Origin of the sequence: Anaerocolumna chitinilytica (assembly GCF_014218355.1) — a bacterium.
Classification (GTDB): Bacteria; Bacillota; Clostridia; order Lachnospirales; family Lachnospiraceae; genus Anaerocolumna; species Anaerocolumna chitinilytica.
This window is the reverse complement of the sequence record NZ_AP023368.1, coordinates 3,181,912-3,208,371: the sequence shown is the minus strand read 5'-3', so window position 1 is coordinate 3,208,371 and position 26,460 is coordinate 3,181,912. Positions and strand designations below refer to the sequence as shown.

The window sequence follows — 26,460 nt, the reverse complement described above, 5'->3', positions numbered from 1 at the left end:
TAGCCAGGAGGTTTTATGAACAACAACCCAGTTATCATAAAAGGTAATAAATACGGTATAATCGTAGTGCTGGACAGCGATATGGAATATGAAAGCCTAAGAGAAAAGATTGCAGAAAAGTTCCGTGAATCTGCAAAATTCTTTGATAAAGCTCAAATGGCTTTAAGCTTTGAGGGAAGAAAGCTTACTACCGAACAACAGCGTGATATCTTAAATATTATTGCAGAGGAAACAAAGCTGCATGTTGTGTGTGTGATTGAAGATGATCCGCAAACAGAAGAAAAATTCAAAAAAGCCCTGGATGAAAAATTGATGGAATTATCTAATACGACAGGGCAATTTTACAAAGGGAATTTAAGATCAGGACAAGTACTGGAATCAGAAACCAGTATAATAGTTATAGGAGACATCAACCCAGGTGCCCGTATAGTATCCAAGGGTAATATTATTGTTCTTGGTTCCCTAAAGGGCAGTGTATTTGCCGGAGCCGCCGGCAATACAAATTCCTTCGTGGTGGCGCTTGATTTGAATCCTGTCCAGATACGGATAGCCGATACTATCGCCAGGTCGCCGGACAAGCCTGAGAAAATCTCAGGGAAAGAAACGAAGATTGCCTTTTTAGAAGATGGGAATATCTATATAGAACCTTTGAGTAAAGAGGTTATAAATGATATAAACTTATAATAAGTTTTTGGAGGATAATATAATGGGAGAAGTAATCGTAATAACATCCGGTAAGGGTGGAGTAGGTAAGACAACAACAACGGCAAATGTAGGAACAGGACTTGCCAAACTAGATAAGAAAGTCATTCTGATTGATACAGATATAGGTCTTAGAAACCTGGATGTTGTTATGGGCCTCGAAAACAGAATTGTTTATAATCTGGTGGATGTTATCGAAGGAAATTGCAGAGTGAAGCAGGCTTTGATTAAGGATAAGAGATACCCGAACCTTTATCTTCTGCCTTCCGCACAAACCAGAGATAAAACGGCAGTAACACCGGAACAGATGAAGAAGCTCGCAGATGAATTACGCGATGAATACGATTACATATTAATGGACTGTCCTGCAGGTATCGAACAAGGCTTTAAAAATGCTATTGCAGGTGCGGACAGAGCGTTAGTTGTTACAACTCCCGAGGTATCAGCTGTAAGGGATGCGGATAGAATTATCGGCTTATTAGAAGCTAATGATATGAAACAGACTCATTTGATTGTAAACCGTTTAAGACCTGATATGGTAAAGAGAGGCGACATGATGTCCAGTGATGATGTTGTGGAGATACTTGCTGTAGGCTTAATCGGAGTTGTTCCTGATGATGAAAATATCGTAATTTCAACAAATCAAGGTGAACCATTGGTTGGGACAAATACCCAGGCAGGTCAGGCTTATATGAATATTTGCCGTAGAATTTTAGGGGAGGAAGTGCCGTTTTTAGATTTAAACGGAAAACAGGGATTATTTAACAGGCTGTTAAGTTTACTTAAGAAAAATTAGGGGAGGATATTAATATGGGATTAGCGGATTTTTTTAAAAAGAAAACTTCCAGCGGTGTCGCGAAAGACCGCTTGAAGCTTGTGCTTGTCTCAGACAGGGCAGGATGTTCACCGGAATTAATGGAACAGATAAAGAATGACATTATCGCCGTTATTTCCCGTTATGTAGAAATTGACTTAGAAGGACTTGATATAAAAATCACCCAGACAGAATCCGAGGGCAATAATGGGACAGTTCCGGCATTGTTTGCGAATATCCCAATTAAAGATATGAAGTCCAACAAATAAAGAAAAGTTAGGGTAAAGCGATGTTTCCATTTAAAAAGTACAGTATAAAAAATTATGACTTCAGCCTATTGACCTTGGTATTAGTTCTAAGTGTGCTTGGGATATACCTTGTCAGGATAGCGCAGGAAGGACTGTTTCTCAAACAAATTATGGGGTTGGCATTAGGGTTAATGATTGTGGCAGTGGTTTCAATGATTGATTATCATTTTATAAGCCAATTCTATATTGTACTATACTTTATTAACCTGATACTTCTAGTTGCAGTTAGGCTTTTTGGAGTGGAACATCACAGTTCCAGAAGATGGTTAGACTTTAAAGTGTTTGAATTTCAGCCCTCAGAGCTAACTAAGATTATACTTATCATTTTTATGGCAAGACTATTAATGATATTTAAGGACAAAATGAAGAAATTTTATGTATTGCTCCTCACCGGAGTGCTTATGGGAATACCAACTTTTCTCATTTTAATACAAACAAATTTATCCACCAGTCTTGTTATTCTATTTATTTTTGCTATAATGATATTTGCAGGAGGGTTAAGTTTAAAGGTAATTCTTCCAATTTTATTAACTGTTATTCCGATTATAATAGGAACATTATGGGGGATACAAAATAATTACGATATCTTCTTCTTAACGGATTACCAGCAGAATAGAATAGAAGCTTTTATGAACCCGGAATCAGACCAGTCATCCGCCGCTCTTTATCAACAGGAGAATTCTGTTGAAGTGATTGGCTCAGGAAAACTAACCGGTAAACTTTTCTCAGAGGGAAAGGATGCTATCCAAAGTGACACTTATGTCCCAATATCAGAAAGTGATTTTATCTTTTCGGTTGCAGGTGAAAGCCTTGGATTTATCGGTGGACTGGTTATAATAATGCTATTATCCATTATTATTTTTAAATGTTTAATAATAGCAAGTCATGCTCCTGACAGGTTAGGGCGCCTGATAGCTATTGGTATTTCTGCAATGTTTGTGTTTCAGATGTTTGTCAATATTGGTGTGGCAACCAAACTATTACCGAATACCGGTATTCCACTGCCTTTTGTCAGTTATGGATTAAGTTCCATGATGAGCAGTATGATAGCCATCGGAATCATAATCAATATAAATTTACAGAGAAAATTTAGAAGGGGGTAAAACCACATGAATATTGGCATGATAGCGCATGATGCAAAGAAAAAATTAATGCAGAACTTTTGTATAGCATATCGGGGTATTTTAAATAAGCATGAGTTGTATGCAACCGGTACAACAGGAAGGTTGATCGAGGAGGTAACGAACTTAAATGTTCACAAATACCTTGCCGGTCACCTTGGCGGAGAGCAGCAGATGGGAGCTCAGATTGAGCATAATCAAATGGATCTTGTTATTTTCCTTAGGGATCCGCTGTCTCCTAAATCCCATGAACCGGATGTTAATACGGTTGTACGCTTATGTGATACACATAATATACCATTAGCTACAAATCTGGCATCTGCAGAACTTATGATTAAAGCGTTGGATCGCGGGGATCTTGACTGGCGTGAAATCTTAAGACCTTAAAAATTTTAAACATTGAAATCTAAACTTTATCTGGGAGCATAGTTGTCCTGTCAATTATCTGCAGGCAGGCCCATAATATGTATATATCACATCTGACCTTGGAGGGTTCAAGGCCAAATGTTCCTTAGTAAAAGTTCAACCAATATGACAGATTATTGATTAATTGCCAGTAAACATGTGATATGAATGGAGCTAACATGAGAGAAGATAATTCAATGAAGAAAAAGCTGTTTTGTCTTTTGTTATCTGTAACGCTTCTGACTGGCTGCAGAAGTCAGGATGATTTGTCACTGCCCTTTACTAACAGTGATGGGTTGAATCTGACAGCTAATAACAGTGAAGCAGCTCCTGAATTCTTTGCAGCTGACTTGGCTGTTGTACCGGACGAGCTTAACCATATGGCTGACCCGGAAATTACGGCAGAAGCATCATTAGTTGTAAATGATACGGATAATAAGATAATTTATGCCAATAATGTATATGAGAGGTTGTATCCGGCTAGTTTAACCAAGCTGATAACAGCATTGGTGGTATTAGAAAAAGCTGATTTAAACGATACTGTTACCATTAGTTATAATGCATCTCATATTACAGAAAGCGGAGCGAAGCTTTGCGGTTTCAAAGAAGGCGATACCATCAAATTAGAGGATTTACTTACCGCCTTTTTGGTATACTCCGGAAATGATGCCGGAGTTGCAATTGCTGAGCATGTAGGAGGAACCATCGGAGAGTTTGCTAAGATGATGAATAAGGCAGCAGAAGCTGCAGGAGCTGTACATTCTAATTTTGTAAATCCTCATGGCTTACATGATGATAATCATTATACCACCGCCTATGATTTATATTTGATATTCCATCAATTGGTCACATATGATAAATTTCTTTCTATTATTAATAATTCGGAATATACTGTAACATATAAAGATGCAGGAGGAAGCCCGGTAACGAAAACCTTCGCCACCACCAACCGCTATCTGAAAGGAACAGAAGAATCTCCTGAAGGTATCACGGTTATTGGAGGTAAGACAGGAACAACCAGTAAAGCTGGGAACTGCCTTATATTATACAGTAAAGATAAAAATAACAAAGACTATATCTCCCTTATATTAAAAGCCGACAACAGTGATAGTCTTTTCTCACAAATGACGGATTTATTGAAGATGATAAAGTAACTTGGAAAGCAATTTCTGATAAGTTATATTTTGGTTGTACTTTAGGTGAAAACATACTATAATAAGATTATATTTAGGAATTATTTATAGAAATTCACCTAAATTGAATACACATCTTAAGGAGGAGATTACAATGATACAGATAATTGCAGGCGAAAAAGGCAAAGGCAAAACCAAGATACTTCTGGAAAAGGCCAATCTGGCAGCACGAGAAGTAAAGGGCAATATTATTTATCTGGATAAAAATAATAAGCACATGTATGAACTCAGCAACCGGATACGGCTTATTAATGTGAAGGATTACTGTATTGAAAATTCCAGTGAATTTATTGGTTTTATATGCGGACTGGTATCTCAGGATCATGATCTTGAAGCTGTTTTTTTAGACAGTTTTCTGACTATCGCCTTCATTGAAGGAGAATTGTTAGCTCCCACCTTAACGAAATTAGATAAGATATCAAAGGAATATAACGTAGATTTTATCATAAGCATCTCTATGTCAGAGCATGCGTTTCCGGAAATGATACGTGAAAATATAGCTGTTGCTTTATAATTTAATTATAAAAATAAGAGGCTGGTATATAATACCAGTCTCTTATTTTTGCTTAAATCTGCTTTTTCATTATTCGCTGCGAAGTCTTCCAAAATAACTAAGGGCATATAAGCCTGCAATACCTACTAGAGCATAAATGATTCTAGACATCACTGTCATATCACCAAAAATAACTCTGACAAGGTCAAATCCCAAGAAGCCGATGAGTCCCCAGTTAATGGCGCCGATGATGACAAGTGTCAATGCAATATAATCTAATGTTTTCACTTGATTACCTCCTTCTTGCTTTCTTATTGTTGCCATTTTTGTACAGATTATTCTCGAAATGAAAGAAAGGTAATGAAGTATAATTTAATCTTTTTTAAATAGTTTGGAGTTAATGCAATAGTACCATATACTTATATAGAGTAAAGTTATAAAATAGAGAAAGAAAGCGAATTATAAGTTTATATTTGTTCAAAATTATTAATTAGGGGCTTTTATTCTTCTCCTGTAGAAAGTATAATAGATAAAGAATGAAAAGAGGAGGTTGGCATTTTTGGGCTCTCGTAACAATGTAAGGAAATTCAGAAAAGCCAGAAGCATAAACATTGGAGTTATCATTTTTTTCATTGTTTTTGTTTACGTGCTTATAAATATATATCTGTATTTTACAAAAGATCATCTTACTATCTATGAAGTGAAAGAAGGTACGACAGCAGAGGATTTTGTACTTGATGGAATCGCCTTTCGGGATGAGAAGGTTATCAACACAGATACAGCAGGTTATATTAACTATTATCATAGAGAAGGCGAGCGTGTAGCTAAAAATTCAGTAGTGTATTCTGTAGATGGCGGTAATGAATATTCTGAAGTACTTGCTGCTGATGACAGCGGTAAGTCTATATCCGTTGATGATGCACAGAGCATTAAGAATAATATTACCGATTTTCAAAAAGATTATAACGATGGAAATTTTACCTATGTATATCAATTAAAAGAAGAATTGGCTAATTCTTCAATGCAGATCTATAACGACAGTATGCTGACTAATTTAAGAACACTCTTAGAAGATAAAACGGCTTCTTTAAAAGTAGCGAAGACGGATACTAGCGGTGTAATCGTATATTATACAGATGGATATGAAGATATGGGTGCTGATTCTGCCACAGCGAAGGATTTCGACAAGACTATTTATAAGAAAACGCAGCTTCGTACAAACAAAATGCAGAAGAGAGGCAATCCGGTATATAAAATAGTAACAGATGATAATTGGAGTATTGTATATTTATTGACGAAAGAACAGTATGAAAAAATACAGGACAATGAAACTATTACAATAATTTTTACTGCAGATGATTTGAAGCAAACGGTACCCGTTAAAGTATATCAAAAGGGTAATGATTATTTTGCAAAAGTGACATTGGACAAGTATATGGCTCGTTATATTAATCAGCGTTTTCTATCTACAGAGATTGTTATTAATTCGGCAGAAGGGCTGAAGATACCTGTAAGTGCTATAACGGAAAAGAAATTTTACAAGGTACCGAAATCTTACCTTACTCATGGTGGTGACTCAGACAAAGAAGGATTAATTCGAATTGATTCTTCTTCCACGGATAACGGTGATAAAACCACTTATGAGTTTATAGCTGTTGACTATTATGAAGATGGTGATTATATCTATGTTGATTCAAATTTGTTTAAAAACAGAGATGTGATTAAAGGTCAGAGTGACAGCGATACCTTCATGCTTGAGAAAACAAAAAAATTTAAAGGCGTTTATAATGTTAACAAAGGATATGCAGTGTTTCGTCCTGTTGAGATTCTTTATGAAAATGAAGAGTATTGTATTGTAAAAAAGAATACCCCAAATGGGTTATCCGTATTTGATCATATTGCTTTAGATAGTAGAACAGCAACAGAACAGTCTATTATATACTAAAATAATTCATTATGGGCTGTAATTGGTAAAATGGGAAAGCATAGAAATAGAAAGGGAGTAGTTTTGTGAACGCTGATATTATAAAAGAGAATCTGAAAGAAGTGGAAACTAGAATAAACGCAGCGTGTACCCGGGCTGGCAGGGAAAGGGATGAAATTACGTTGATTGCTGTAAGTAAGACAAAGCCGGTTTCTGATATTGAAACTGTTCTAGGAGAAAACATTTCCGTATTTGGCGAGAATAAAGTACAGGAGTTAACAGAAAAATATGAATTACTGCCGAAGGATATCCGCTGGCATTTGATTGGACATCTCCAAACCAATAAAGTAAAATATATTGTGGATAAGGTAGCCATGATTCACTCGGTTGATTCCTTGAAGCTTGCAGAGCAAATACAAAAAGAAGCCGAGAAGAAAGGGATTATCTGTAATATCTTAATCGAAGTAAATATGGCCAGAGAAGAAAGCAAGTTCGGGGTATATGAAGAGGATGTAGAAGCTCTCATATTGGAAATAGCAAAGCTTCCCAATGTGCATATATGTGGTTTGATGACAATTGCTCCAAATGTTGAAGAAGCCGAGAAAAATAGAAAGTATTTTAGAAAATTGCGACAATTAAATATTGACATAAAAATGAAAAACATTGATAATGTTACTATGGATGAGCTTTCTATGGGCATGACGGGAGATTATGAGATAGCCATTGAAGAAGGCGCAACGATGGTTCGTGTGGGAACCGGGATATTTGGGGAACGTAATTATAGGACAAGCTAGCGGATAGCTATTATTACAAATAGGAGTTGTTGGAATAATCAAGATTATTCAAATAACTCACAATAGGAGGTCGTATGGAGAATATTTTTAAAAGCATTTTAGATTCACTGAAATTAACAGAAGACGATGAATATGATGACGATTACGAGGAGGAGAAAGAGTATAGGCAAGCCGAGAAGATTGAAAAAAAAGCGGTTAGACCTGCTTATCAGCCTGCTTATGAAACAGACATGTCCTCTCAGGTAGTTAGTAATGTTATAAATGAAGCAAGAAGAGAAAAACAGATTAAAGTTGACAGAGAGAAACCTTCCCAGGGAAAGGTAGTGCCCATCAGGACAAGTCCTAAAGGCTTTGAAGTTTGTATTATGAAGCCTGCAACCTTTGAGGATTCCCAGGAAATCTGTGATATGCTGTTATCCGGAAGAGCTGCTGTTATTAATCTGGAAGGCCTTGATGTTGATCTTGCACAAAGGATTATGGATTTTATATCCGGTTCTGTATACTCATTGAATGGCAAGCTGCATCAAATTTCCAGTTTTATCTTTATAATATCACCTGAATCAGTGGATATATCAGGAGATTACTCCGATATACTGCAGAGCAATGGATTTGAAGTACCTACACTAAATAAGGATTTCTAAAATATGGCTCAAATTATATACACAACATTTTATATATTTTTTATGATATTGCAGTTGGTTCTATTATTATATATGTTCTCTTCCTGGTTTAATGGCGGAGAAAGAATTAAGAACCTGTTAGCACTTCTTATGGAACCAATTCTGACACCTGTGAGATTTTTGCTGAAATATTCAATCTTCAGTAATCCTGCGGCTGATTTGTCGCCTTTAATAGGTTTTGTAATAATTTTGTTTTTACAGAATTTTTTTGAGCATTTGCTGCAATAATTGCCATTGTGCTATGACAGATATATTAAAGATATATAATTTGCTTTACTTTAACAATAACAGATACTATGTCATGGCAGTAGACAGTAAGAAGTACAAATGGGGATCAATATGAACACAGAAAAAGACGAACAGCTTTTCAAAAAAAGGCTTCTTGAGTTGGCAAGAACTGCCTATAACAAAAATATTAATACATATACTGATTTTTTAACCTTAAATGAAATCAGTATTTTTTACAGTACAAAACCGGAACTACCGGATGTAAAATATGAGCTTTTCGGCGGTTTTGATGGAGCTGAAAGGAGAATCCTATGCTTTTGCGGAGATTCCTCCGTAAAAGCTTTTTCAGATTATATTGCTTGTTTAAAAATAACACCATTAAATAAGAAATACAGTGATGATTTTAGTCATAGAGATTTTTTGGGCTCCATTATGAACCTTGGAACCACTCGTGGTAAGATAGGTGATATTTTAGTAAAAGATAAAGAAGGTTATATTTATTGTGAATCCAAGCTAAGTTATTACCTCGCTGAAAATCTTGAGAAAATCAAACATACAAATGTCCGATGCGAGGTGATTGCAGGAGATGCGCCAGCTCTTACACCGGAATTTAAAGAGATAAAAGGGAGTGTAGCATCCCCGAGACTGGATGCTGTAATTGCACTGGCATTTCAATCCTCCAGAAGCAGCATTCTTTCTTTGATTTCAGGAGGAAAAGTCTTTGTAGACGGAAGGCTGGTAGAAAGCAACAGCTATCAGCTAAAAGAAAACGAAACAGTCTCAGTCAGAGGATATGGGAAATTCATTTATAATGGACTTGAAAACCAAACGAAAAAAGGACGATATTATGTATCGTTATCAAAATATATTTAAACCAGGGAAAAATAGGGATAAGTTATATCACCTGATTTAGAAGCGTACAAAAGAACGCAGATAGGAGTTAATAATGATTACACCAATTGAAATGCAAAGTAAAACATTTAAAACCGGAATTGGGTATGATAAAAAGGATGTAGATAACTTTCTTTCAGAACTGCAGAAAAGCTATGAAACCATGTATAAAGAGAATATGGAATTAAATGATAAAATAAATACTTTAAATGAAGGAATTAATTATTATAAATCAATTGAAAAAACCCTTCAGAAAGCACTCATAATAGCGGAACAGGCAGCTGAAGATACCAAGAATGCCGCTAAAAAACAAGCGAAAGCTATTGAAGACGAGGCAAATGGTAAGGCATCACTAATTATATCTGAAAGCTATAAAGAAGTTATACGTCTTAAACAGCAAACCTTAAAACTTGTTCAGCAGTACGAAACCTGCAGGACCCAATTCAAGCATTTTGCGGCAGCACAGGCAGAGATATTGGATAGTGAGGCTTTTGCGTTACATATAGAGGACATGGATTCTTTGAAAGATATTCCTAAGATGGAGTCACTTTACCCTGCACCTTCAGAAAAGGAGAAAGCTACCTCAGAACATAAGGATGTATCAGAAGATGAGGCTGCGTTTGAATTCTACAATCTGACAGAGGAATAAAGCATATAGAAGGATATTACAAGGAGACGAAGCTACATGAATAATTCCGAACGCATTACCATAAAAGAGGATAATAAACCAATATATGATATTGTATTAGCAAGAGATTATAATTTATTGCAGGAAGAATTAAAAGCATTGAGTCTTACAGGAAGGAAAGTATGTATTGTTACTGATTCTAACGTCAGCAAATTGCACTTAAGTAATCTGTTAGAGATTGTAAAGGATTATGCCAGGGTGGTTGAGACCTTTACGTTTGAGGCTGGAGAGAAAAGTAAAAATTTATCTGTTGTCAGCCAACTTTATGAGAAACTAATTCAATCAAAATTTGACCGGAATGATATGCTCTTTGCACTAGGTGGAGGAGTGGTTGGTGATCTTACAGGATTTGCAGCTGCAACATACCTTCGGGGGATTCCATTTATACAGATACCTACTACACTGCTGGCATGCGTAGACAGCAGTATCGGTGGAAAGACCGGTGTTGACTTCAAGGCTTATAAGAACATGGTCGGAGCCTTCCATCAGCCCAAGCTGGTATATATAAACCTTTCTCATTTAAATACATTAGAGGAACGTCAGCTGGTAAACGGTATGGGGGAAGTAATCAAACATGGTCTGATTAAAGATTTGAATTATTATCATACACTAAAAGCTGGTTACGAAAGTCTTCTTAATAAAGAACCCTCTGTTATAATGGATGTGGTAGCACACTCCTGCGTGATAAAAAAGGAGGTCGTAGAGGCTGACCCTACCGAAAAAGGGATACGTGCTCTTTTGAACTTTGGACATACAATCGGGCACGCGGTTGAAAGGTGCTTAGATTTTAATCTGCTTCATGGCGAATGTGTGGCTATTGGAATGGTGGCAGCATCCTATCTGTCTTTTATGCGGGGTAACCTTAACCTGCAGGAAGTAGAGGAAATAAAGGAGACCATCTCTTCTTATCATCTTCCTATAGCACTGGAAGATAAGGAAATACCGGCTGAGGATATATTAGAAGCTGTTTATCATGATAAGAAGGTCGATGGTGATTCGATTAAGTTTATTCTTTTGAAAAATAAAGGGGAAGCGGTAATAGATTCAACGGTTACAAGAGAAGAGATAAAAAGGGCAATTGAATATATTCTGCCTCATGATAAAGGTTAAAGAAGTTATTAAATTATATTATAAAGATAAGTATTTTTACAAAAGCAGTTATAATAATAAGACACATTAAATGTGGCGTATTCGGAGGCATTATGCGAAAATTAAGACATTTCCTTTTATTAATTTTATTAATTGCGTTGGATCAGTTCGCAAAGCATTTAGCGGTGACCAATGTGAAAGAAAATCCTTTTATCATTATTCCAAAGGTTTTTCAGTTTACGTACCATGAAAATAACGGAGCAGTGTGGGGGATTTTAAGCGGTAAAATAGTCTTTTTGGTAATTCTGACCTTTATCCTGTTAGGTTTAATGGTATTTTTATATTTAAAGGTCCCACAGGAAAAAAGGTATAATGCTATTCGAATTATATTGGTATTCATTTGTGCCGGAGCAGTAGGAAACTTGATTGACAGAATGTTTAACAAATACGTGGTGGATTTTATCTACTTTGAGCTGATAGATTTTCCTGTATTTAACCTGGCGGATTGCTATATTACCATGTCATCTGTATTGTTAATCATATTAGGCCTTTTCTATTACAAAGATGAGGATTTTGAGTTCTTATCTCCTAAGTCAAAGAAAACCATATCCGCTGATGTAAGTACGATGTCGGATGATAAAGAGGATGATACACAAAATTGAAAACCATAAATGATGAAATTCTGGATTTCTTTGTAGAGGAAGAAGATAAGGGGCTGCGCATTGACCGTTATCTTGCGGATAATCAGGAAGACCTTACACGTTCCTATCTGCAAAAGCTCATAGGCGAAGAGCGGGTATTGGTAAATGAAAAGTCTGTTAAGGCCAATTACAAGGTGAATACCGGAGATACTATAAAATTGATGCTGCCTCCGCCTGTTGATCTTGAGCTTAAGCCGGAGGATATCCCCCTTGATATTATTTACGAAGATAAGGATATTATTGTGGTGAACAAGGGAAAAGGGATGGTAGTGCATCCTGCTGCAGGGCATTACACCAATACCCTTGTAAATGCATTGTTATTTCACTGCAAAGAAGAGCTCTCAGGAATTAATGGGGTTATGAGACCTGGGATTGTACACCGTATTGACATGAACACAACAGGGGTCCTTGTGGTTTGCAAGAACGATAAGGCTCACCAGGCAATTGCAGAGCAGCTGAAGGTTCATTCAATTACACGTAAATACAACGCTATCGTCTATCAGACCTTTAAAGAAGGCCATGGCACCGTAGAAGGCCCTATCGGCAGGCATCCGGTAGATAGAAAAAAGATGGCGATAAATCATAAAAATGGCAAGCATGCGGTGACACATTATCAGTTATTGGAGAATTTAGGCAGCCGCTATGCCCATATTGAATGTACATTAGAAACAGGCAGAACACACCAGATAAGGGTTCATATGGCCAGTATCGGACATCCGTTATTGGGAGATGAACTATATAGCAATAATAAGAGTAATTTCGGACTGGAAGGTCAGGCGCTTCATGCCAGAGTGCTAGGTTTTATTCATCCTTCAACCGGTGAATATGTTGAATTTGAAGCACCGCTTCCTGCTTATTATGAAGAACTTCTAAAGAAATTAAGAAGATGACATTGATAAGGAGTAAGCTTTGAAACGAAAAATAATTGCGTATCTGGAAAGTTGGAGAAGTTCACTACAAAAGAAACCATTTTTATTAACTGGTGCAAAGAGTACCGGGAAAACATATCTTGCCCTTGCTTTTGCACATAACTTTTATGAATCTTATGTATATTGGAATTTTGAAAATTATCCTGTAAATACGGAAAGTCTATTACAGGCAGGCAAAGATGATTTGGCTGCCTTTTTTTCGTGTATTCAAACGGGGAGTAGGGTTATGGACCCTTCTGGCGGTAATGAAGTGTATCAAAAGAATATCGTTATCTTAGACGAGATATTTCTCTGTTCAAAGGTAAAATCCATAATCAGCAAAATAATGGAGCTGTATCCGGATTCCGATATAATGACTGTTTCCAGTATAATTCCTGATGTAAGTGAGGATTGCATGGATTACCGGGAAGAGGATTTTAAGATAGGAAAACTCTATCCGATGGATTTTGAAGAGTTCCTTATGGCAACCGGAAACGAATGGTACATAGAAGTTATTAAGGAAGAATTCAGAAGCAGCAAAAGTATACCGGAGATTGTTCATTCAGAACTGTTAGAACTGTTGGAGGAATATCTTACCGTTGGCGGCCTCCCTCAGGCTGTAAATGAGTATATCACTAGCGGATGCAAAGACAACATCACAGAAATACACAGGAATATATTATACTCCTATCTATTTGAGATTGGAACAAGAAGGAATGATGGATGTGCTTTAAAGGTAAAACAAATACTCTACTCACTGCCCGAACAGCTATCTAAAAAGAATAAAAAATTTCAATATAACCTGATTCGGCAAGGAGCTACTGAAGGATTATTTTTGGAAGGACATACTTACATAAAGAATACTTGGTTTGGAATCTATAATAATAAATTAACGGATGATGAAATTGAAAACAGACAGACAGCACATCAAAAAAATGTAGCTACAAAAATCTATCTTTTCGATGTTGGTCTATATCATTCCCTTAGTAACTTAACTGGCATCGAAAAAGATAAGGAGTTCCGTGAAGGGTTACTTGAAACTTATGTAGCAGAGGCGCTGGCTGCTTCTGGAATTGAATTTGGCTATTGGGAAACAGCCTCGGGATCCTGCTCGCTGTTTTTATTAAATAAAATACCAGAAGAATTACTATTGTATTCTTCCAATCTTGAGGAAGGGTACTCACCTGATGACAATCATCCGAATGGATTTTATCTCTTAGAAGTCCGTGAAAAGTCCGGAAACCGCTCAAAAGTACTGAATTCCTTTCGCGAAAAACATCCTTATAGCCAGCCTGCAATTAGGCTTACTGCGGATAAAACGGATGATGGTAAAAAGCCAGATAATATCCAGGTTCTATCTCTTTACAGCATTTTTTGCCTAAGCGAAATGGCTTAAAGTGCCAATGTTTTTTTCATTGACAAGTTAATTCTATTTAGATAGAATATATATATGGTAAAAACTACTAATGTAGATTGTGATTCAAAATCAATTGATGTGCGTTCCGACAAATGTAGACTATTCTCGAGAACAGATAGAGTATTTTAACAGAATATTCTTTCTGCGTAAATACGAATGTATAAGAAAACCCAGTGATATCATCAATTTCGCACAATATACCTTAATTCTACAAATGTAGTTCGAATGACTATCCTCTTTTTATCCTAGTCTGGATTTTATATAAATCTCTAACTATATTAATGCACTTGAGGTTTTATGTGCGGAACGGAGCAATAATGAGCGAGATACGCCTACATGAAGGAGAATTAAATATTATGGAGCTGTTATGGTCCAATAAAGTGCTTGCGGCCAAGGACATCTCTAAAATAATTAAAGAATACATAGGCTGGGAAAAGAATACAACGTATACAGTTATAAAGAGACTTATCGATAAAGGAGCTATAAAAAGAGAAGATCCGGGATTCTTATGTAAAGCGACAATTTCAAAAAGAACAGTTCAAAATACTGAAACAGTAGCACTTTTGAATAAGTTCTACAATGGTTCGTTAAGCAATTTTTTTACGGAATTTTTAAAGAATCAGAAAATGAATGCAGGAGAATTATTAGAGCTTGAGAGAATTCTCAGTGAACAGAAACTTTAATGTAACTTAGTTACATACGTTATTTTTATATAGTATTAAAATACCTTTATAATTTACACAAAACTTAGGATAATAAACATTAAGATTAGGTTGAAAAAATCCGTGACTAATCTACAGTATGCCAGAAAGGCATGGTTTTAAGTGTTTATTAGAAAGGAGCAGCTAGTGAGTGAACATATTACTTTACATGATACAGAAAGTACAATTAAAATCCTATCACCTCTTGATGGCAGATTATTAGGCTCGGTGAAAGCAATGTCTCAGGAAGAGGTAGATAATGAAGTAGAGAGAGCAAAGAAGGCCTTTCATGAATGGAGAGAAGTTCCTTTAAGCCAAAGAGCTGAAATTATGTATAAGGCAGCAGATCTCTTAATTGCAAATACGAAGAGCTTATCAGAATTACTTATGCTGGAGGTCGGGAAGGACCAAAAAAGTGCAGAATCAGAAGTTACACGTACAGCTGATTTTATTAGATTTACTGCGGATACAGCAAAAAGTATTCATGGCGAGAGTATACAAGGGGATAATTTCTCGGGTTTTAGCAAAGAAAAATTTGCTATGGTTACAAGAGAGCCTGTTGGTGTGGTTTTAGCCATATCACCCTTTAATTATCCAATAAATCTGGCAGCATCAAAGATTGCTCCGGCTTTAGTCTCCGGAAATACAGTTGTATTCAAACCGGCTACCACCGGCAGCCTTTGCGGAACCGCACTGGCGAATATCTTTTTGGAAGCTGGTCTTCCGGAAGGTGCTTTAACCGTTGTAACGGGTAAGGGAAGTGTAATAGGCGATTATATTGTAACTCATCCTGATATAAGTTTTATTAACTTTACAGGCAGCACAGAAGTTGGTCTTGATATCTCCAAAAAGGTGCACATGGTTCCTCTTCTAATGGAGCTTGGAGGAAAAGATGCAGCTATTGTATTAAAGGATGCAGACCTTCCCTTTGCAGCGAAGAATATCGTAGCCGGTGCTTTTTCCTATTCAGGACAGCGTTGTACGGCAGTAAAGCGAATTCTTGTATTAAATGAAGTTGCGGATGAGCTGATCAGGTATCTAAAGAACGAAATTGATAAACTTAAGGTTGGTAATCCCTTGACGATGCCGGCTGAAGTGGTTCCCTTAATAAATGAAAAAGCAGCGGATTTTGTATGGGAGCTTATGGAAGACGCCAAAGCAAAAGGTGCTAAGATGATTGTAGGCGGCAAGAGAGAAGGTAATCTAATCTATCCTACTTTATTTGATGAGGTTACAGAAGAGATGAGAATAGCTTGGGAGGAGCCCTTTGGACCGGTTCTTCCGATTCTGCGTGTGAATACAGTGGAAGAAGCAGTCGCTCTTGCAAATAAATCCGAATATGGTCTGCAATCTTCTGTATTTACGGAGAACATTACGGATGCATTTCATGTAGCAAGTAAATTAGAGGTTGGAACAGTTCATATTAACAATAAAACGGAGAGAGGTCCGGATCATTTTCCTTTCTTAGGTGTTAAAAAATCAGGTATTGGCACTCAAGGTATACGTTATTCCATAGAGGCTATGACCAGAGTAAAAGCAACTGTTATTAACTTGAACAGATAAATTTAACTTAAAATAAAATGGCTGTGAATACTGAGCAATCAGTTTTCACAGCCATTTGTTATTTAAGGAATTAAGCTACAAGATTCTTAACTTCAAGGTATTTCTTGTTATCCGTATATAATTCACCGGTGTAAGGATTCTTTTTCGTTTTCACAGCTTTCATAATCATATAAACTAAAACAGCGATATTAGAAAGCAAGGAAATTAATCCAAAGAAAAATAACGGAGTTTTATTATAGGTAGAGGATACTGCGAATGTTCCATTATCGATAAAAGCAGGAACAGTCTGGGCAAACATGCACCACAGTGCTAGTGTATGAGCACGGTGCTGAAGCCATGCACCTTTTCCAACGGTAAAAGCACAAAGGGTTGGAGCAAGCAGTAAAGCAAAGCCGCAATACCAAGCGTGACCGGGAAGGCAGTTATAGGTATAGGTAAAATTCCAAAGATCATATACGATAATCCAGAACCAAAGCATATCCGGCCAGAGCATATCCTGACTTTTATCACTGGCAGTTTTCTTTCGTATCTTAATACCTAACCATCCGGTAATTGTAATAATATTTAAGATACCTGCTGCTGCATTCATGAAATTCCAAGAGCCGCCAAGCACATACATGGAACCATCTGCAAGTTTACCGCCGCCATAATATTGTAAACCAACTTGAATGTCACGGCTTACGGCTTCTAAGATATTAACAGCAAGAATTAATGGAGGGAAGCATAATGCCCATTTATAGTCAGCAAGTCTCCATTCCTTTCCGGTTTTTTTGTTGGTTCCTTTTAAATGACGAATCAACCAAAATCCAAGGCATCCTGCCGTGGCGGAATAGACCTTTGCCAGGTGGAACCAGTCAGTGTAGGTAGTATCCTTTAAAACTGTAAACCATAGTACTGACAGAACCAGCGGAAGAACCGTAAAGGCAAATAGCCCTACGTACTTAAATCTTCTGGTTACCTCATTCAGCAGAAAGAGGATGACAAATACCAGAAGCCACATACCCCATGAGCCAAGGAAGGTAGCTCCGCTGTCATAATTAAATTGAAACATGATTCAACCTCCAAATATATGTATTTTAGATACTAAAATTATACATAAAAACAGTGATACAAAGCAATAGACAGATGGATAGATTTGTACAAATTTTGTTTATTTTACATTTATACTGCTAGAAAGTTGTTATAAAATATGATAAGGTACTTGTAATGGTTTATGATGTCTACGTAAGAAAGGACAATGAATAATTAATGAATGAAGCAATATTGACTGCAAGATTATTTTCGGGTATTCCGACAGAAGAGCTGGAAACCCTTTTAATATGCTGTAAAGCAAAAGAAGTAAGTTACCAGAAGAATGACTTTATTTTTAATCAGAAGGATAAACCGGAATATATTCATTTATTATTAGAAGGGGAAGTAGCTGTGTGCCAGGATACACCTTCCGGAAGAAGAAATCTTGTAGCTTCTTTTTCTAATGGAGGGGATTTATTTGGTGAGGTATATGCTTTCTTGAAAAAACAGGAATATGATTACTATGCAGTAGCAGTGTCAAATGCCAAGGTTCTGTGGATTCCAAGAGCATTTTTATACGTGAATTGCGATACGCGGTGCAGTTTCCATACGACCCTGACATTGAATATGTTAAATATTCTGGCAGAAAAGGCATACTTTTTGAATCAGAAGCTTCAATTTCTTTCCGGGGAAACTTTAAGGCATAAGATTGCCGCATTTTTATTAAAGCATAACAATGGGGATAATAAAATTCTATTGGGAATGAACAGGGAAGAGATGGCAGATTTCTTAGGTGTTACCAGACCTTCTCTTTCCAGAGAGTTTATGAAGATGAAACAAGAAGGGATTATTGATATCAAAGGAGATTGTGTTACGATAATTCGAGAAGAAGAACTGGAAGATTTATTTGGCTGACAGAAACTAACATATTTCTAAAAAAAGCATTAAAATAATATAAAGTTTTTACGAAAATGAACTAGAATTTTCTGATATTTATGGTATACTAATAAACATTTGAATCTTACATAAAGGATGAGTATACCAATGCGGCTAACATTTCTAACAGAACTAAAGAATGAATTCCAGGATTATAACCTAGGAAAATTAAGCAAGGATTTTATGGCAGGCCTTACAGTAACTGCGGTTGCCCTTCCACTGGCACTTGCTTTTGGTGTGTCCAGCGGTGCTGATGCGGCTTCAGGATTGATTACTGCCATAGTAGCAGGTTTAATTGTAAGTTTCTTCTCAGGCGCATTTTATCAAATTTCAGGACCAACCGGTGCAATGGCGGCAATATTAATGTCAATTATAGCAAAATATCACATGCAAGGAGTCTTTGTTGCAACTCTTATTGCCGGAATATTGCTGGTTATTGCGGGAATCCTGCATCTGGGAAAGATTACTTCTTTTATACCATCACCGGTAATAACCGGATTTACCTCAGGGATAGCTATTATTATAGTTTTGGGGCAATTAGATAATTTCTTTGGTGTGCATTCGGAAGGTGCCACTGCTTTAAGTAAACTTTTAAGCTATTCAAGACTGGGTTTTCAACCTGATATTCAAACACTTTGTGTTGGAATGTTTGTTATTTTGCTGATGATATTTTTTCCAAAGAAATGGAATAATGTAATACCGGCATCATTGCTTGGAATCATTCTAGCTACTGCCTTTAGTATTTTATTGAAGTTGGATGTAAAAGTGGTAGGAGAGATACCAAAAACACTTTTCCCCAGCGAGAGACTTCATCTTTCAGGTATTACCTGGGAGCATATTGAAGGAGTATTTTCACCTGCAGTAAGCATTGCAATGCTTTGTATGATTGAAAGTCTTTTATGCGGAGCGTCAGCCGGAAGGTTGGCAGATAAAGCAATGAATAGCGATCAGGAGCTGATTGCTCAGGGTATCGGAAACATACTGTTGCCTTTCTTTGGAGGAATTCCTGCAACTGCGGCAATTGCAAGAACCAGTGTCGCTATCAAATCGGGAGCAAAGACGAGGTTAACCGGTATCATACATGGAATTGGTCTTCTTATTGCCATGTTCGTGCTAAGTCCGGTTATGTCTAAGATACCATTAGCAGCACTGGCAGGTGTATTAATTGTTACCGCCTGGAGAATGAATGAATGGTCAGCGATAAAGTATATGTTTTCAAAGAAATTCAAAGGTCCGGTAGTAAAGTATATCATTACAATGGTTGCAACGGTTGCGCTGGATCTGACTACAGCAATTCTGATTGGTGTATTATTAGGTCTTTTTATGTTTGTAATAAAAAGTGCGGATATTCAAATATCCATAGAAGAAGTTGATCCCATGCGAATTGGTAAAGATGAAAATACAAACGTAGATAACTGGTGCGTGGTATATATTGCAGGACCAATGTTTTTTATGACAGCTGATGTAATCAAAAGAAAATTAAGCAGTCTTATAGATTATGATGTGGTAATACTCTCATTAAGAGGGGTATCAATGGCCGATATTACATCTGTTGGAGTCATAATGGATTTTTGCAAGCAGGCAAAGACTGGTAAGCATACCGTTCTTTTCTCTTCCATACAACCTTCAGTAATGAAATTATTCAGGCAAGCGGGGCTTGTTGATTCAATAGGGGAGGAAGCCTTTTATTATAGTGTCGATAAGGTATTGTTAGAGCTTTTATAAAACTTACATATTTCTATTTTATCTTTACAAATTCATTTTATTATGGTAAAATGGCTTGTATACGTTTAAAACCGGTGCCAGGAATTTGGACACTCCGACCTAATTCTTAGTACCAGGCGTTAACCATTATAAGGAGGAATTACCATGATTAGTAAAGAGAAAAAGCAGGAAATTATTGCATCATTTGGAAGAACACCTGAGGATACTGGTTCACCAGAAGTTCAGATTGCTCTTTTATCTGCAAGAATTAATGAGCTTACAGAACACTTAAAAGTTAACCAGAAAGATCATCATTCCAGAAGAGGTCTTTTAAAGATGGTTGGTCAGAGAAGAGGTCTTCTTGAGTACTTAAAGAAGACTGATATCGAAGGATATCGTAACTTAATTGAGCGTTTAGGCTTAAGAAAATAATAAAAAGAGCGGCTTATGCCGCTCTTTTTATTTTCCTCGATATAAAATTAATAGTTATTACAAAAAAAGCTCTGTGACATATGACTTACCTCATACACCACAGAGCTTCTTTCTAATAACGCCTGATTTAACCTATATCTCTAGCAGACTTGAAGATGAATGATTTCAGAATAACAGCCTTTTAGATTAATAACTGTGCCATTGTATAGTCTCACAAGTATCTGCTACTTTGATAATTTCTTTAAGATACTTCTTGCCACACTTATACCATTAGCAGAAGCTTGTTGAAGACCTCTGGTTACGGAAGCACCATCACCTATAGCCCGAAGACCGGAAACACTGGTCTCAAAGTCATTATTGACTACTACCTTATTGGAGTAGAATTTTACTTCAACACCATAAAGTAGAGTTTCATCACTTGCAATACCAGGAGTAACCTTATCAAGAGCAAGTAGCATTTCTTTTATATCAACCATGATTCGATGAGGGAATACCAGGGATAAATCTCCCGGAACAGCATCCTTTAGTGTGGGTATCAGGTTATTTCTGCAAAGCCTTTCTTCGGTTGTTCTACGTCCTCTTTGGAAGTCACCGAAGGTCTGTACCAGAATCTTGCCATCACAGAGCATATTACTTAACTGTGCAATATATTTGCCATATTCAATAGGGGTCTTAAAGGGCTTGGTAAAGTTCTTGGATACCAGGATGGCAAAGTTCGTATTGTTTGTCTTGAATTCCTTTGATTTGTAAGCGTGACCGTTTACGACTGCCAGACCATTCTCATAATATTCTGTCGCAACTTCACCGGAAGGATTAGAGCAAAAGGTTCTGACTTTATCATCAAAGGTAGGAGTATAATACACCAGTTTTGCCTCATAAAGGTTCTTATTTAAGAAATCCATAACCTCATCTCTAACTTCAACACGAACACCAATGTCCACAGTACCGACTTTTGTTTCAATCTCATGGGCTTGGCAGATGTGGCTGAACCAATCAGAACCTTCACGACCGATGGCGGATACAATTTCTTCTGCATAAATAGTATTACCGTCAGAGCAGATAATTCCTTCCACTTTTTTATCTTTAATTATGATATCCTGGACCATGGTATTAAATCTCATTTCCACGCCTAAGGAGAGCAGATGTTCCTGCAGTCTTGTATATATTTTATATCCTTCTTCAGTACCCAAATGGCGGATAGGACATTCAATCAACTTAAGATTGGCATTGATAGCCCTTCTTCTGATTTCTCTGATTTCTTCATCTTTATCTAAGCCGTATACATTAGTATCGGCTCCAAATTTCAGATAAATATCATCAGACTCTTTTAATAATTCAATTGTCTTTTCATATCCTAAAATCTCCGGAAGATTTCCTCCTACATCAGGAGAAAGGGAAAGCTTTCCATCTGAAAAGGCTCCGGCTCCGGCAAAGCCTGTGGTGATAGAGCAGGGCTTACAGCCGACACATTGCTTCGTTGTCCTTTTAGGACACATTCTCTTTTCAATGGGGCGTCCTTTTTCAACCATAAGTATTTTAAGGTCTTGGTTTTTACTTTTAAGTTCATAGGCACAAAAAATACCGGAAGGACCGGCACCAATAATTATAACATCATATTTCTGCATTAAAACACTCCTTTGTAAGGTAAAAGTTTCAAATTGCCAGAGCAATTCTATCACATATACCAGGAGAGTGCAAGTAAATTATTCTGTTAACAGGAAGATAATTCGATAGGAATATCTTGCTAATTAATATGCTTTGCGGTAAAATTAGCACAATAAGACAGCAAAGGGGAAATATATGAAGAAGCTAATTTTAGTTACATCACCTCCGGCCTGCGGAAAAACCTATGTCTCAAAAGAGCTTAGTAAAGCACTAAGTCATGTAGTATATCTGGATAAAGATACTCTGATTTGCCTTTCCAAGCAGATCTTTAAAGTAGCAGGAGAAGAGTACAACCGTAGTTCTGATTTTTTTGAAAAAAACATCAGGGATTATGAATATGAGGCAATTGTTGCATTAGCACTGGAAGCTTTGGATTATGATGATATCGTTCTTATTAATGCACCTTTCACCAGAGAAATTAGGGACAGGGCTTATATAGATGGCCTTAAGGATAAGCTAAAAGAGAAAAATGCAAAGCTTGTTGTCATATGGGTGGATACCTCAATTGAAGTCTGCAAGCAACGAATGATAGAAAGAAATTCTGATAGGGATACCTGGAAGCTTACCCATTGGGATGAGTATATAGCAGGCTGTAATTTTAATATTCCTACGGAATTAGATGATCCTAACGTTTTGGATGATTTGCTGATATTCCATAACTCGTCTCAGGCTGAGTTTAATCAGTCCTTGAAGGATTGTGTAAAAACACTGGAAGAAGAGTAATTTATTAAGAACATAAATCTAGAACTAGAACATGTGAGAGCTGTTGTATGTTGAAATATTAACATACAGCAGCTTTTCTGTGACATGAATTTTACAAGAAAATCCAAATGTTCCAAAAATAACAATAAATAACAATGTATAATACAAATAATTTGTAAAATAGGTAAAATATATGCACATAATGTAATAGTATAAATTATTATATGACAAAATATCGAATTTGTAGTATAATTTATAAAAGTCACTAAGGAGGATTGTCTATGGGATTTCGAAAAATAACATCTCAGCTTTTAACTGTTCTATTACTGGTAATTTTGGTATCCATGCTATCACTGTCCTTTATCAGCTATTCGCAAAGTCAGAGTATTATACAAGGGCAGACAAGTTCCATTATGAATTCAGAATTAGATAAGCAGATGAATCTCATCGAAACGAAACTCCTGCGAATATCCTCCATGGCAGCAGATTTGGGCAATAGTGTTGAAACAACCTATGGCAGTACAGCTTTAAGCCAATATGAAGAGATGTTATCTGCTCTGGTAAAAGAAGATAAGCTTGTTTTGGGCAGCGGCATCTGGTTTGAACCTTATATATTTGATGAAAAGGAAAAATACATAGGTCCATATGTCTATAAAGACGGTGATAAAACGGCTGTTACTTATGACTATAGCAATGCACAATACGATTATTTTTCTTATGATTGGTACAAGAATGCAAAAAACAGCAAGAATTCGGTATTTTCAGAGTTATATTATGATGATACCTTAAAGCTTACTATGATGACCTGTACGGCTCCCATGTACACAAAAGACAATAAGTTTATAGGTGCTGTTACGGTAGACATGCAGGTTGATGATATCCAAAATCTTATTAATTCCATTACCATAGGAAAAAGCGGTTCCGTTTTTCTTCTTAGCAAAGACGGGTTATTTATAACCGGTACGGATAAAGATAAGATTCTAAAAGAAAACATTAAAGATACAGATAATGCAACTCTTAAAAAGCTTGGAGAAGACATTCTGAAAAAGCAACAGGGCGAAGGCAGCTTTACCCAGGATAGCAAGAAATACCTGACATATTATCGAACGGTTCCTGAGGTTAACTGGCATATTGTAGCTAAAATACCGGAAACTGAGACCAGAAAGCCATTAAGGGACTTAAGTTCAATGCTTATTATCAGCCTATTAGTATCTCTTGCCCTTTCAGCTCTGCTGATTATTCTTCAGGTGAATGCAATAACGAATAAGATTAAAAAAGCCAATACCTTCACCAGGGGGCTTGCAGGAGGAGATTTTACCTTGGAACCTCTTAAAGTTAAGGGGAGAAATGAATTAAGCCAGTTGGAAGTCTCTTTAAATAAAATGTTAACGGATAATAAAGCGGTTATCCATGCTATCGCTGAAGGCGGGGAAGGAATGTCTAAGGCAGGTGAGACGCTGGAAGCAGTAACCCGAAAACTGATGGAACAATTCCAGAATATCAATACATCTATTAAAGATATCAATGAAGTTATGATGAACTCCAGTGCTTCAACAGAGGAAGTAAATGCTTCAGTAGAAGAAGTCCATTCTTCCATAGATGTCCTTAATCAAGAAACACAAACCGGTAAGGAAATGGCAGAAAACATTTATGAGAAAGCGATGGAAGCTGAAAGAGTAACTCGGATTTCCTTTGAAAAAGCCCAGGAATTAATTTCTTCCAATGAGAAAAAACTTCTTGTAAGCCTTGAAAACGCCAAAATAGTTGAAACAATTAGCAGCATGGCGGAACAGATTGCAGAGATTGCAGATCAGGTTAACCTGCTTTCCTTAAATGCTTCCATTGAAGCCGCACGTGCGGGCGAATACGGAAGAGGTTTTGCTGTGGTTGCAAAAGAAATAGGAACACTTGCTGCTATGACCTCCAGGACTGTTGAAGATATAAAGAATACAATCTATCAAGTTACATCAGCTTATAATAACCTTACGGATAATTCACGAGAACTGTTAGAATTTATGAAAGGAACCGTGACCGAGGATTATAATGCATTTGTGGAGACTGCAAAGGCATATGGTATTGAGGCCAGTGCAATCGGTATGAATATTGCGACTATCTCCCAGATGACAGATGGGATAGATAGAATCAGTTCTGAAGTTGCCAAAGCGATAGCTGAGATTGCTCAGGGAGCACAAATTACAGCAGAAAGCAGTAGTGCAATACTTGGGAATATTGACAGTTTATCAGCGATTGTAGATGAAGTAGCAGAGCTGACCCAGAAGGAAAATGAAATATCTGACAATCTGAACCGTACTGTTGCAAACTTTAAAATAAACAGTTAAAATAGGCAGGGTAGCAAAAGTCAGATTTTAAAAGTAACCATTCAGAATGTGAATTAATAAAAATGTAATTATTAAAAACGAGAGGTTTTATATTGATTATAGAAAATAGTAATTTTATTTTAGAGCATATCGCCTCTTCCGGACAATGCTTTCGTATGAATAAAACCGGTGATACTCAGTATAGTGTTATTGCTAAAGGCAGATATCTGTCTTTGAATCAATTAAACGAAAATGAGGTGAAGTTATCCTGTACAGAGGAAGAATTTCAGGAGTTTTGGAGCGAATACTTTGATTTGTCTTATGATTATGAGAGTATTGTAAAGAATCTATTGGCCGGAGAGGATGAATTCTTAAAGAAAGCAGCCGCCTATGGATATGGCCTAAGAATATTAAAGCAAGATATCTTTGAAGCGTTAATTACCTTTATTATATCTCAAAGAAAAAGTATACCGGCGATTAAAGGTTGCGTAGAGCAGATATGCCAAAGATTCGGTGAAAAACGGGTAGACATGGTTTCAGGTACTGTTTATTATACATTTCCAACACCGGTTAAATTGGCGGAAGCTGCTAAAGAAGAGCTAAGGGAGGCAGGGCTCGGCTATAGGGACGAGTATGTAAGAAAAACAGCCCTTGCTGTTGTAAAAGGGGAAATTGCTTTGCAGAACCTGAAAGCATTAAGTTATGAAGAGGTGTTAGGGGAATTTATGAAATTACCCGGGGTGGGAATTAAAGTTGCTAATTGTGCAGCTCTTTATGGACTTCATAGAATTGATGCCTTTCCAATTGATGTATGGATTGAAAGGATATTAAAAGAGGTCTATGAAAACAAGTTTGATGTAAATACTTATAAAGGATATGCCGGTATCGTACAGCAGTATATGTTTTACTACATACGGTCTTTAAGCTAAATTTATATCATGAATGTCAGAAGTCTTTGTTCTTCTTTTACAGATGTTTTTATCTGTTGGAAAGGACAAAGACTTTTTTTGTTACCGATGGGATACTGTATTTGCTTCGCAACTGAATGATTCTTAAAAATCCTGTCCATAAT

General features: G+C 36.7%; 28 protein-coding genes. 25 read left to right on the top strand and 3 right to left on the bottom strand.

The annotated features are described in order from the left end of the window. Positions 1 to 15: 15 nt before the first annotated feature. The 7 genes from minC (at position 16) to bsdcttw_RS14020 (ending at position 5,057) form a co-directional block, all read left to right on the top strand. Positions 16 to 684: a septum site-determining protein MinC gene (gene minC / locus bsdcttw_RS14050; RefSeq protein WP_185255482.1), complete on the top strand. Its 669-nt coding sequence runs from the start codon at positions 16 to 18 to the stop codon at positions 682 to 684. A gap of 22 nt (positions 685 to 706) precedes the next feature. Next, complete coding sequence (gene minD, locus bsdcttw_RS14045; protein WP_185255481.1) at positions 707 to 1,498, top strand: septum site-determining protein MinD; 792 nt, start codon at positions 707 to 709, stop codon at positions 1,496 to 1,498. Between the two features lie 14 nt (positions 1,499 to 1,512). Then, entirely contained in the window at positions 1,513 to 1,785 is a 273-nt protein-coding gene (minE, locus tag bsdcttw_RS14040; RefSeq protein ID WP_073587722.1) for a cell division topological specificity factor MinE, read from the top strand. Between the two features lie 20 nt (positions 1,786 to 1,805). Beyond that, on the top strand, positions 1,806 to 2,927 hold the full coding sequence (locus bsdcttw_RS14035; protein ID WP_185255480.1) for an FtsW/RodA/SpoVE family cell cycle protein: 1,122 nt from the start codon (positions 1,806 to 1,808) through the stop codon (positions 2,925 to 2,927). A 6-nt stretch (positions 2,928 to 2,933) separates the two neighbouring features. Then, the gene (locus tag bsdcttw_RS14030) at positions 2,934 to 3,332 is read left to right on the top strand and encodes a methylglyoxal synthase (RefSeq protein WP_185255479.1); all 399 of its coding nucleotides are present in this window, start codon (positions 2,934 to 2,936) and stop codon (positions 3,330 to 3,332) included. A gap of 197 nt (positions 3,333 to 3,529) precedes the next feature. Then, positions 3,530 to 4,504 (top strand): D-alanyl-D-alanine carboxypeptidase family protein, encoded by a 975-nt coding sequence (locus tag bsdcttw_RS14025; RefSeq protein ID WP_185255478.1) that lies wholly within the window; start codon positions 3,530 to 3,532, stop codon positions 4,502 to 4,504. Positions 4,505 to 4,637: 133 nt separating this feature from the next. Then, positions 4,638 to 5,057: a twitching motility protein PilT gene (locus bsdcttw_RS14020; RefSeq protein WP_185255477.1), complete on the top strand. Its 420-nt coding sequence runs from the start codon at positions 4,638 to 4,640 to the stop codon at positions 5,055 to 5,057. Positions 5,058 to 5,126: 69 nt separating this feature from the next. Here bsdcttw_RS14020 and bsdcttw_RS14015 read toward each other — a convergent pair whose 3' ends face one another. Next, on the bottom strand, positions 5,127 to 5,324 hold the full coding sequence (locus tag bsdcttw_RS14015) for a DUF378 domain-containing protein (RefSeq protein WP_073272054.1): 198 nt from the start codon (positions 5,322 to 5,324) through the stop codon (positions 5,127 to 5,129). 271 nt (positions 5,325 to 5,595) lie between these two features. Here bsdcttw_RS14015 and bsdcttw_RS14010 point away from each other — a divergent pair, with 271 nt between their 5' ends. The 12 genes from bsdcttw_RS14010 (at position 5,596) to bsdcttw_RS13955 (ending at position 16,620) form a co-directional block, all read left to right on the top strand. Then, a complete protein-coding gene (locus tag bsdcttw_RS14010) occupies positions 5,596 to 6,981 on the top strand; it encodes an HlyD family efflux transporter periplasmic adaptor subunit (protein ID WP_185255476.1) in 1,386 nt (461 codons plus the stop codon). A 77-nt stretch (positions 6,982 to 7,058) separates the two neighbouring features. Next, a complete protein-coding gene (locus bsdcttw_RS14005; RefSeq protein ID WP_185259816.1) occupies positions 7,059 to 7,754 on the top strand; it encodes a YggS family pyridoxal phosphate-dependent enzyme in 696 nt (231 codons plus the stop codon). Positions 7,755 to 7,828: 74 nt separating this feature from the next. Next, the gene (locus bsdcttw_RS14000; protein WP_185255475.1) at positions 7,829 to 8,395 is read left to right on the top strand and encodes a cell division protein SepF; all 567 of its coding nucleotides are present in this window, start codon (positions 7,829 to 7,831) and stop codon (positions 8,393 to 8,395) included. 3 nt (positions 8,396 to 8,398) lie between these two features. After that, complete coding sequence (locus bsdcttw_RS25530; RefSeq protein WP_185255474.1) at positions 8,399 to 8,662, top strand: YggT family protein; 264 nt, start codon at positions 8,399 to 8,401, stop codon at positions 8,660 to 8,662. Positions 8,663 to 8,773: 111 nt separating this feature from the next. Further along, on the top strand, positions 8,774 to 9,535 hold the full coding sequence (locus tag bsdcttw_RS13990) for a YlmH/Sll1252 family protein (protein ID WP_185255473.1): 762 nt from the start codon (positions 8,774 to 8,776) through the stop codon (positions 9,533 to 9,535). 73 nt (positions 9,536 to 9,608) lie between these two features. Then, complete coding sequence (locus tag bsdcttw_RS13985; protein ID WP_185255472.1) at positions 9,609 to 10,202, top strand: DivIVA domain-containing protein; 594 nt, start codon at positions 9,609 to 9,611, stop codon at positions 10,200 to 10,202. Between the two features lie 36 nt (positions 10,203 to 10,238). Then, on the top strand, positions 10,239 to 11,351 hold the full coding sequence (gene aroB, locus bsdcttw_RS13980; protein WP_185255471.1) for a 3-dehydroquinate synthase: 1,113 nt from the start codon (positions 10,239 to 10,241) through the stop codon (positions 11,349 to 11,351). 92 nt (positions 11,352 to 11,443) lie between these two features. Next, positions 11,444 to 11,992 carry a signal peptidase II gene (gene lspA, locus bsdcttw_RS13975; RefSeq protein ID WP_185255470.1) on the top strand — a complete coding sequence of 183 codons (549 nt, stop codon included), beginning with the start codon at positions 11,444 to 11,446 and terminating at the stop codon, positions 11,990 to 11,992. 5 nt (positions 11,993 to 11,997) lie between these two features. Continuing rightward, positions 11,998 to 12,921, top strand: coding sequence for an RluA family pseudouridine synthase (locus bsdcttw_RS13970; RefSeq protein WP_185259815.1), 924 nt, complete (start codon positions 11,998 to 12,000; stop codon positions 12,919 to 12,921). Between the two features lie 19 nt (positions 12,922 to 12,940). Beyond that, a complete protein-coding gene (locus tag bsdcttw_RS13965) occupies positions 12,941 to 14,335 on the top strand; it encodes an AAA family ATPase (protein WP_185255469.1) in 1,395 nt (464 codons plus the stop codon). A 338-nt stretch (positions 14,336 to 14,673) separates the two neighbouring features. Further along, a complete protein-coding gene (locus tag bsdcttw_RS13960) occupies positions 14,674 to 15,039 on the top strand; it encodes a BlaI/MecI/CopY family transcriptional regulator (RefSeq protein WP_225903663.1) in 366 nt (121 codons plus the stop codon). 165 nt (positions 15,040 to 15,204) lie between these two features. After that, entirely contained in the window at positions 15,205 to 16,620 is a 1,416-nt protein-coding gene (locus bsdcttw_RS13955; protein WP_225903662.1) for an NADP-dependent glyceraldehyde-3-phosphate dehydrogenase, read from the top strand. Positions 16,621 to 16,690: 70 nt separating this feature from the next. Here bsdcttw_RS13955 and bsdcttw_RS13950 read toward each other — a convergent pair whose 3' ends face one another. Next, the gene (locus bsdcttw_RS13950) at positions 16,691 to 17,671 is read right to left on the bottom strand and encodes a DUF5692 family protein (RefSeq protein WP_185255466.1); all 981 of its coding nucleotides are present in this window, start codon (positions 17,669 to 17,671) and stop codon (positions 16,691 to 16,693) included. A gap of 197 nt (positions 17,672 to 17,868) precedes the next feature. Here bsdcttw_RS13950 and bsdcttw_RS13945 point away from each other — a divergent pair, with 197 nt between their 5' ends. From bsdcttw_RS13945 to rpsO, 3 genes are all read left to right on the top strand, one after another. After that, entirely contained in the window at positions 17,869 to 18,546 is a 678-nt protein-coding gene (locus bsdcttw_RS13945; protein WP_185255465.1) for a Crp/Fnr family transcriptional regulator, read from the top strand. Positions 18,547 to 18,675: 129 nt separating this feature from the next. Beyond that, positions 18,676 to 20,292, top strand: coding sequence for a SulP family inorganic anion transporter (locus bsdcttw_RS13940; protein ID WP_185255464.1), 1,617 nt, complete (start codon positions 18,676 to 18,678; stop codon positions 20,290 to 20,292). 144 nt (positions 20,293 to 20,436) lie between these two features. Then, positions 20,437 to 20,703 (top strand): 30S ribosomal protein S15, encoded by a 267-nt coding sequence (rpsO, locus tag bsdcttw_RS13935; protein ID WP_185255463.1) that lies wholly within the window; start codon positions 20,437 to 20,439, stop codon positions 20,701 to 20,703. Between the two features lie 224 nt (positions 20,704 to 20,927). Here rpsO and bsdcttw_RS13930 read toward each other — a convergent pair whose 3' ends face one another. After that, entirely contained in the window at positions 20,928 to 22,328 is a 1,401-nt protein-coding gene (locus tag bsdcttw_RS13930) for an NAD(P)/FAD-dependent oxidoreductase (protein WP_185255462.1), read from the bottom strand. A gap of 175 nt (positions 22,329 to 22,503) precedes the next feature. Here bsdcttw_RS13930 and bsdcttw_RS13925 point away from each other — a divergent pair, with 175 nt between their 5' ends. The 3 genes from bsdcttw_RS13925 to bsdcttw_RS13915 all read left to right on the top strand — a co-directional run bounded on the left by bsdcttw_RS13925 (position 22,504) and on the right by bsdcttw_RS13915 (position 26,317). Beyond that, positions 22,504 to 23,091, top strand: a complete 588-nt coding sequence (locus tag bsdcttw_RS13925; RefSeq protein ID WP_185255461.1) for an AAA family ATPase — start codon at positions 22,504 to 22,506, stop codon at positions 23,089 to 23,091. A gap of 260 nt (positions 23,092 to 23,351) precedes the next feature. Beyond that, positions 23,352 to 25,409 carry a methyl-accepting chemotaxis protein gene (locus bsdcttw_RS13920; protein WP_185255460.1) on the top strand — a complete coding sequence of 686 codons (2,058 nt, stop codon included), beginning with the start codon at positions 23,352 to 23,354 and terminating at the stop codon, positions 25,407 to 25,409. A 92-nt stretch (positions 25,410 to 25,501) separates the two neighbouring features. Continuing rightward, the gene (locus tag bsdcttw_RS13915) at positions 25,502 to 26,317 is read left to right on the top strand and encodes a DNA-3-methyladenine glycosylase family protein (protein WP_225903661.1); all 816 of its coding nucleotides are present in this window, start codon (positions 25,502 to 25,504) and stop codon (positions 26,315 to 26,317) included. Positions 26,318 to 26,460: the final 143 nt, after the last annotated feature.

Coding starts and splice junctions, on each gene's coding strand:
- minC (WP_185255482.1), top strand. CDS start 16: ATGAACAACAACCCAGTTATCATAAAAGGTAATAAATACGGTATAATC.
- minD (WP_185255481.1), top strand. CDS start 707: ATGGGAGAAGTAATCGTAATAACATCCGGTAAGGGTGGAGTAGGTAAG.
- minE (WP_073587722.1), top strand. CDS start 1,513: ATGGGATTAGCGGATTTTTTTAAAAAGAAAACTTCCAGCGGTGTCGCG.
- bsdcttw_RS14035 (WP_185255480.1), top strand. CDS start 1,806: ATGTTTCCATTTAAAAAGTACAGTATAAAAAATTATGACTTCAGCCTA.
- bsdcttw_RS14030 (WP_185255479.1), top strand. CDS start 2,934: ATGAATATTGGCATGATAGCGCATGATGCAAAGAAAAAATTAATGCAG.
- bsdcttw_RS14025 (WP_185255478.1), top strand. CDS start 3,530: ATGAGAGAAGATAATTCAATGAAGAAAAAGCTGTTTTGTCTTTTGTTA.
- bsdcttw_RS14020 (WP_185255477.1), top strand. CDS start 4,638: ATGATACAGATAATTGCAGGCGAAAAAGGCAAAGGCAAAACCAAGATA.
- bsdcttw_RS14000 (WP_185255475.1), top strand. CDS start 7,829: ATGGAGAATATTTTTAAAAGCATTTTAGATTCACTGAAATTAACAGAA.
- bsdcttw_RS25530 (WP_185255474.1), top strand. CDS start 8,399: ATGGCTCAAATTATATACACAACATTTTATATATTTTTTATGATATTG.
- bsdcttw_RS13990 (WP_185255473.1), top strand. CDS start 8,774: ATGAACACAGAAAAAGACGAACAGCTTTTCAAAAAAAGGCTTCTTGAG.
- bsdcttw_RS13985 (WP_185255472.1), top strand. CDS start 9,609: ATGATTACACCAATTGAAATGCAAAGTAAAACATTTAAAACCGGAATT.
- aroB (WP_185255471.1), top strand. CDS start 10,239: ATGAATAATTCCGAACGCATTACCATAAAAGAGGATAATAAACCAATA.
- lspA (WP_185255470.1), top strand. CDS start 11,444: ATGCGAAAATTAAGACATTTCCTTTTATTAATTTTATTAATTGCGTTG.
- bsdcttw_RS13960 (WP_225903663.1), top strand. CDS start 14,674: ATGAGCGAGATACGCCTACATGAAGGAGAATTAAATATTATGGAGCTG.
- bsdcttw_RS13950 (WP_185255466.1), bottom strand. CDS start 17,671: ATGTTTCAATTTAATTATGACAGCGGAGCTACCTTCCTTGGCTCATGG.
- bsdcttw_RS13945 (WP_185255465.1), top strand. CDS start 17,869: ATGAATGAAGCAATATTGACTGCAAGATTATTTTCGGGTATTCCGACA.
- bsdcttw_RS13940 (WP_185255464.1), top strand. CDS start 18,676: ATGCGGCTAACATTTCTAACAGAACTAAAGAATGAATTCCAGGATTAT.
- rpsO (WP_185255463.1), top strand. CDS start 20,437: ATGATTAGTAAAGAGAAAAAGCAGGAAATTATTGCATCATTTGGAAGA.
- bsdcttw_RS13930 (WP_185255462.1), bottom strand. CDS start 22,328: ATGCAGAAATATGATGTTATAATTATTGGTGCCGGTCCTTCCGGTATT.
- bsdcttw_RS13925 (WP_185255461.1), top strand. CDS start 22,504: ATGAAGAAGCTAATTTTAGTTACATCACCTCCGGCCTGCGGAAAAACC.
- bsdcttw_RS13920 (WP_185255460.1), top strand. CDS start 23,352: ATGGGATTTCGAAAAATAACATCTCAGCTTTTAACTGTTCTATTACTG.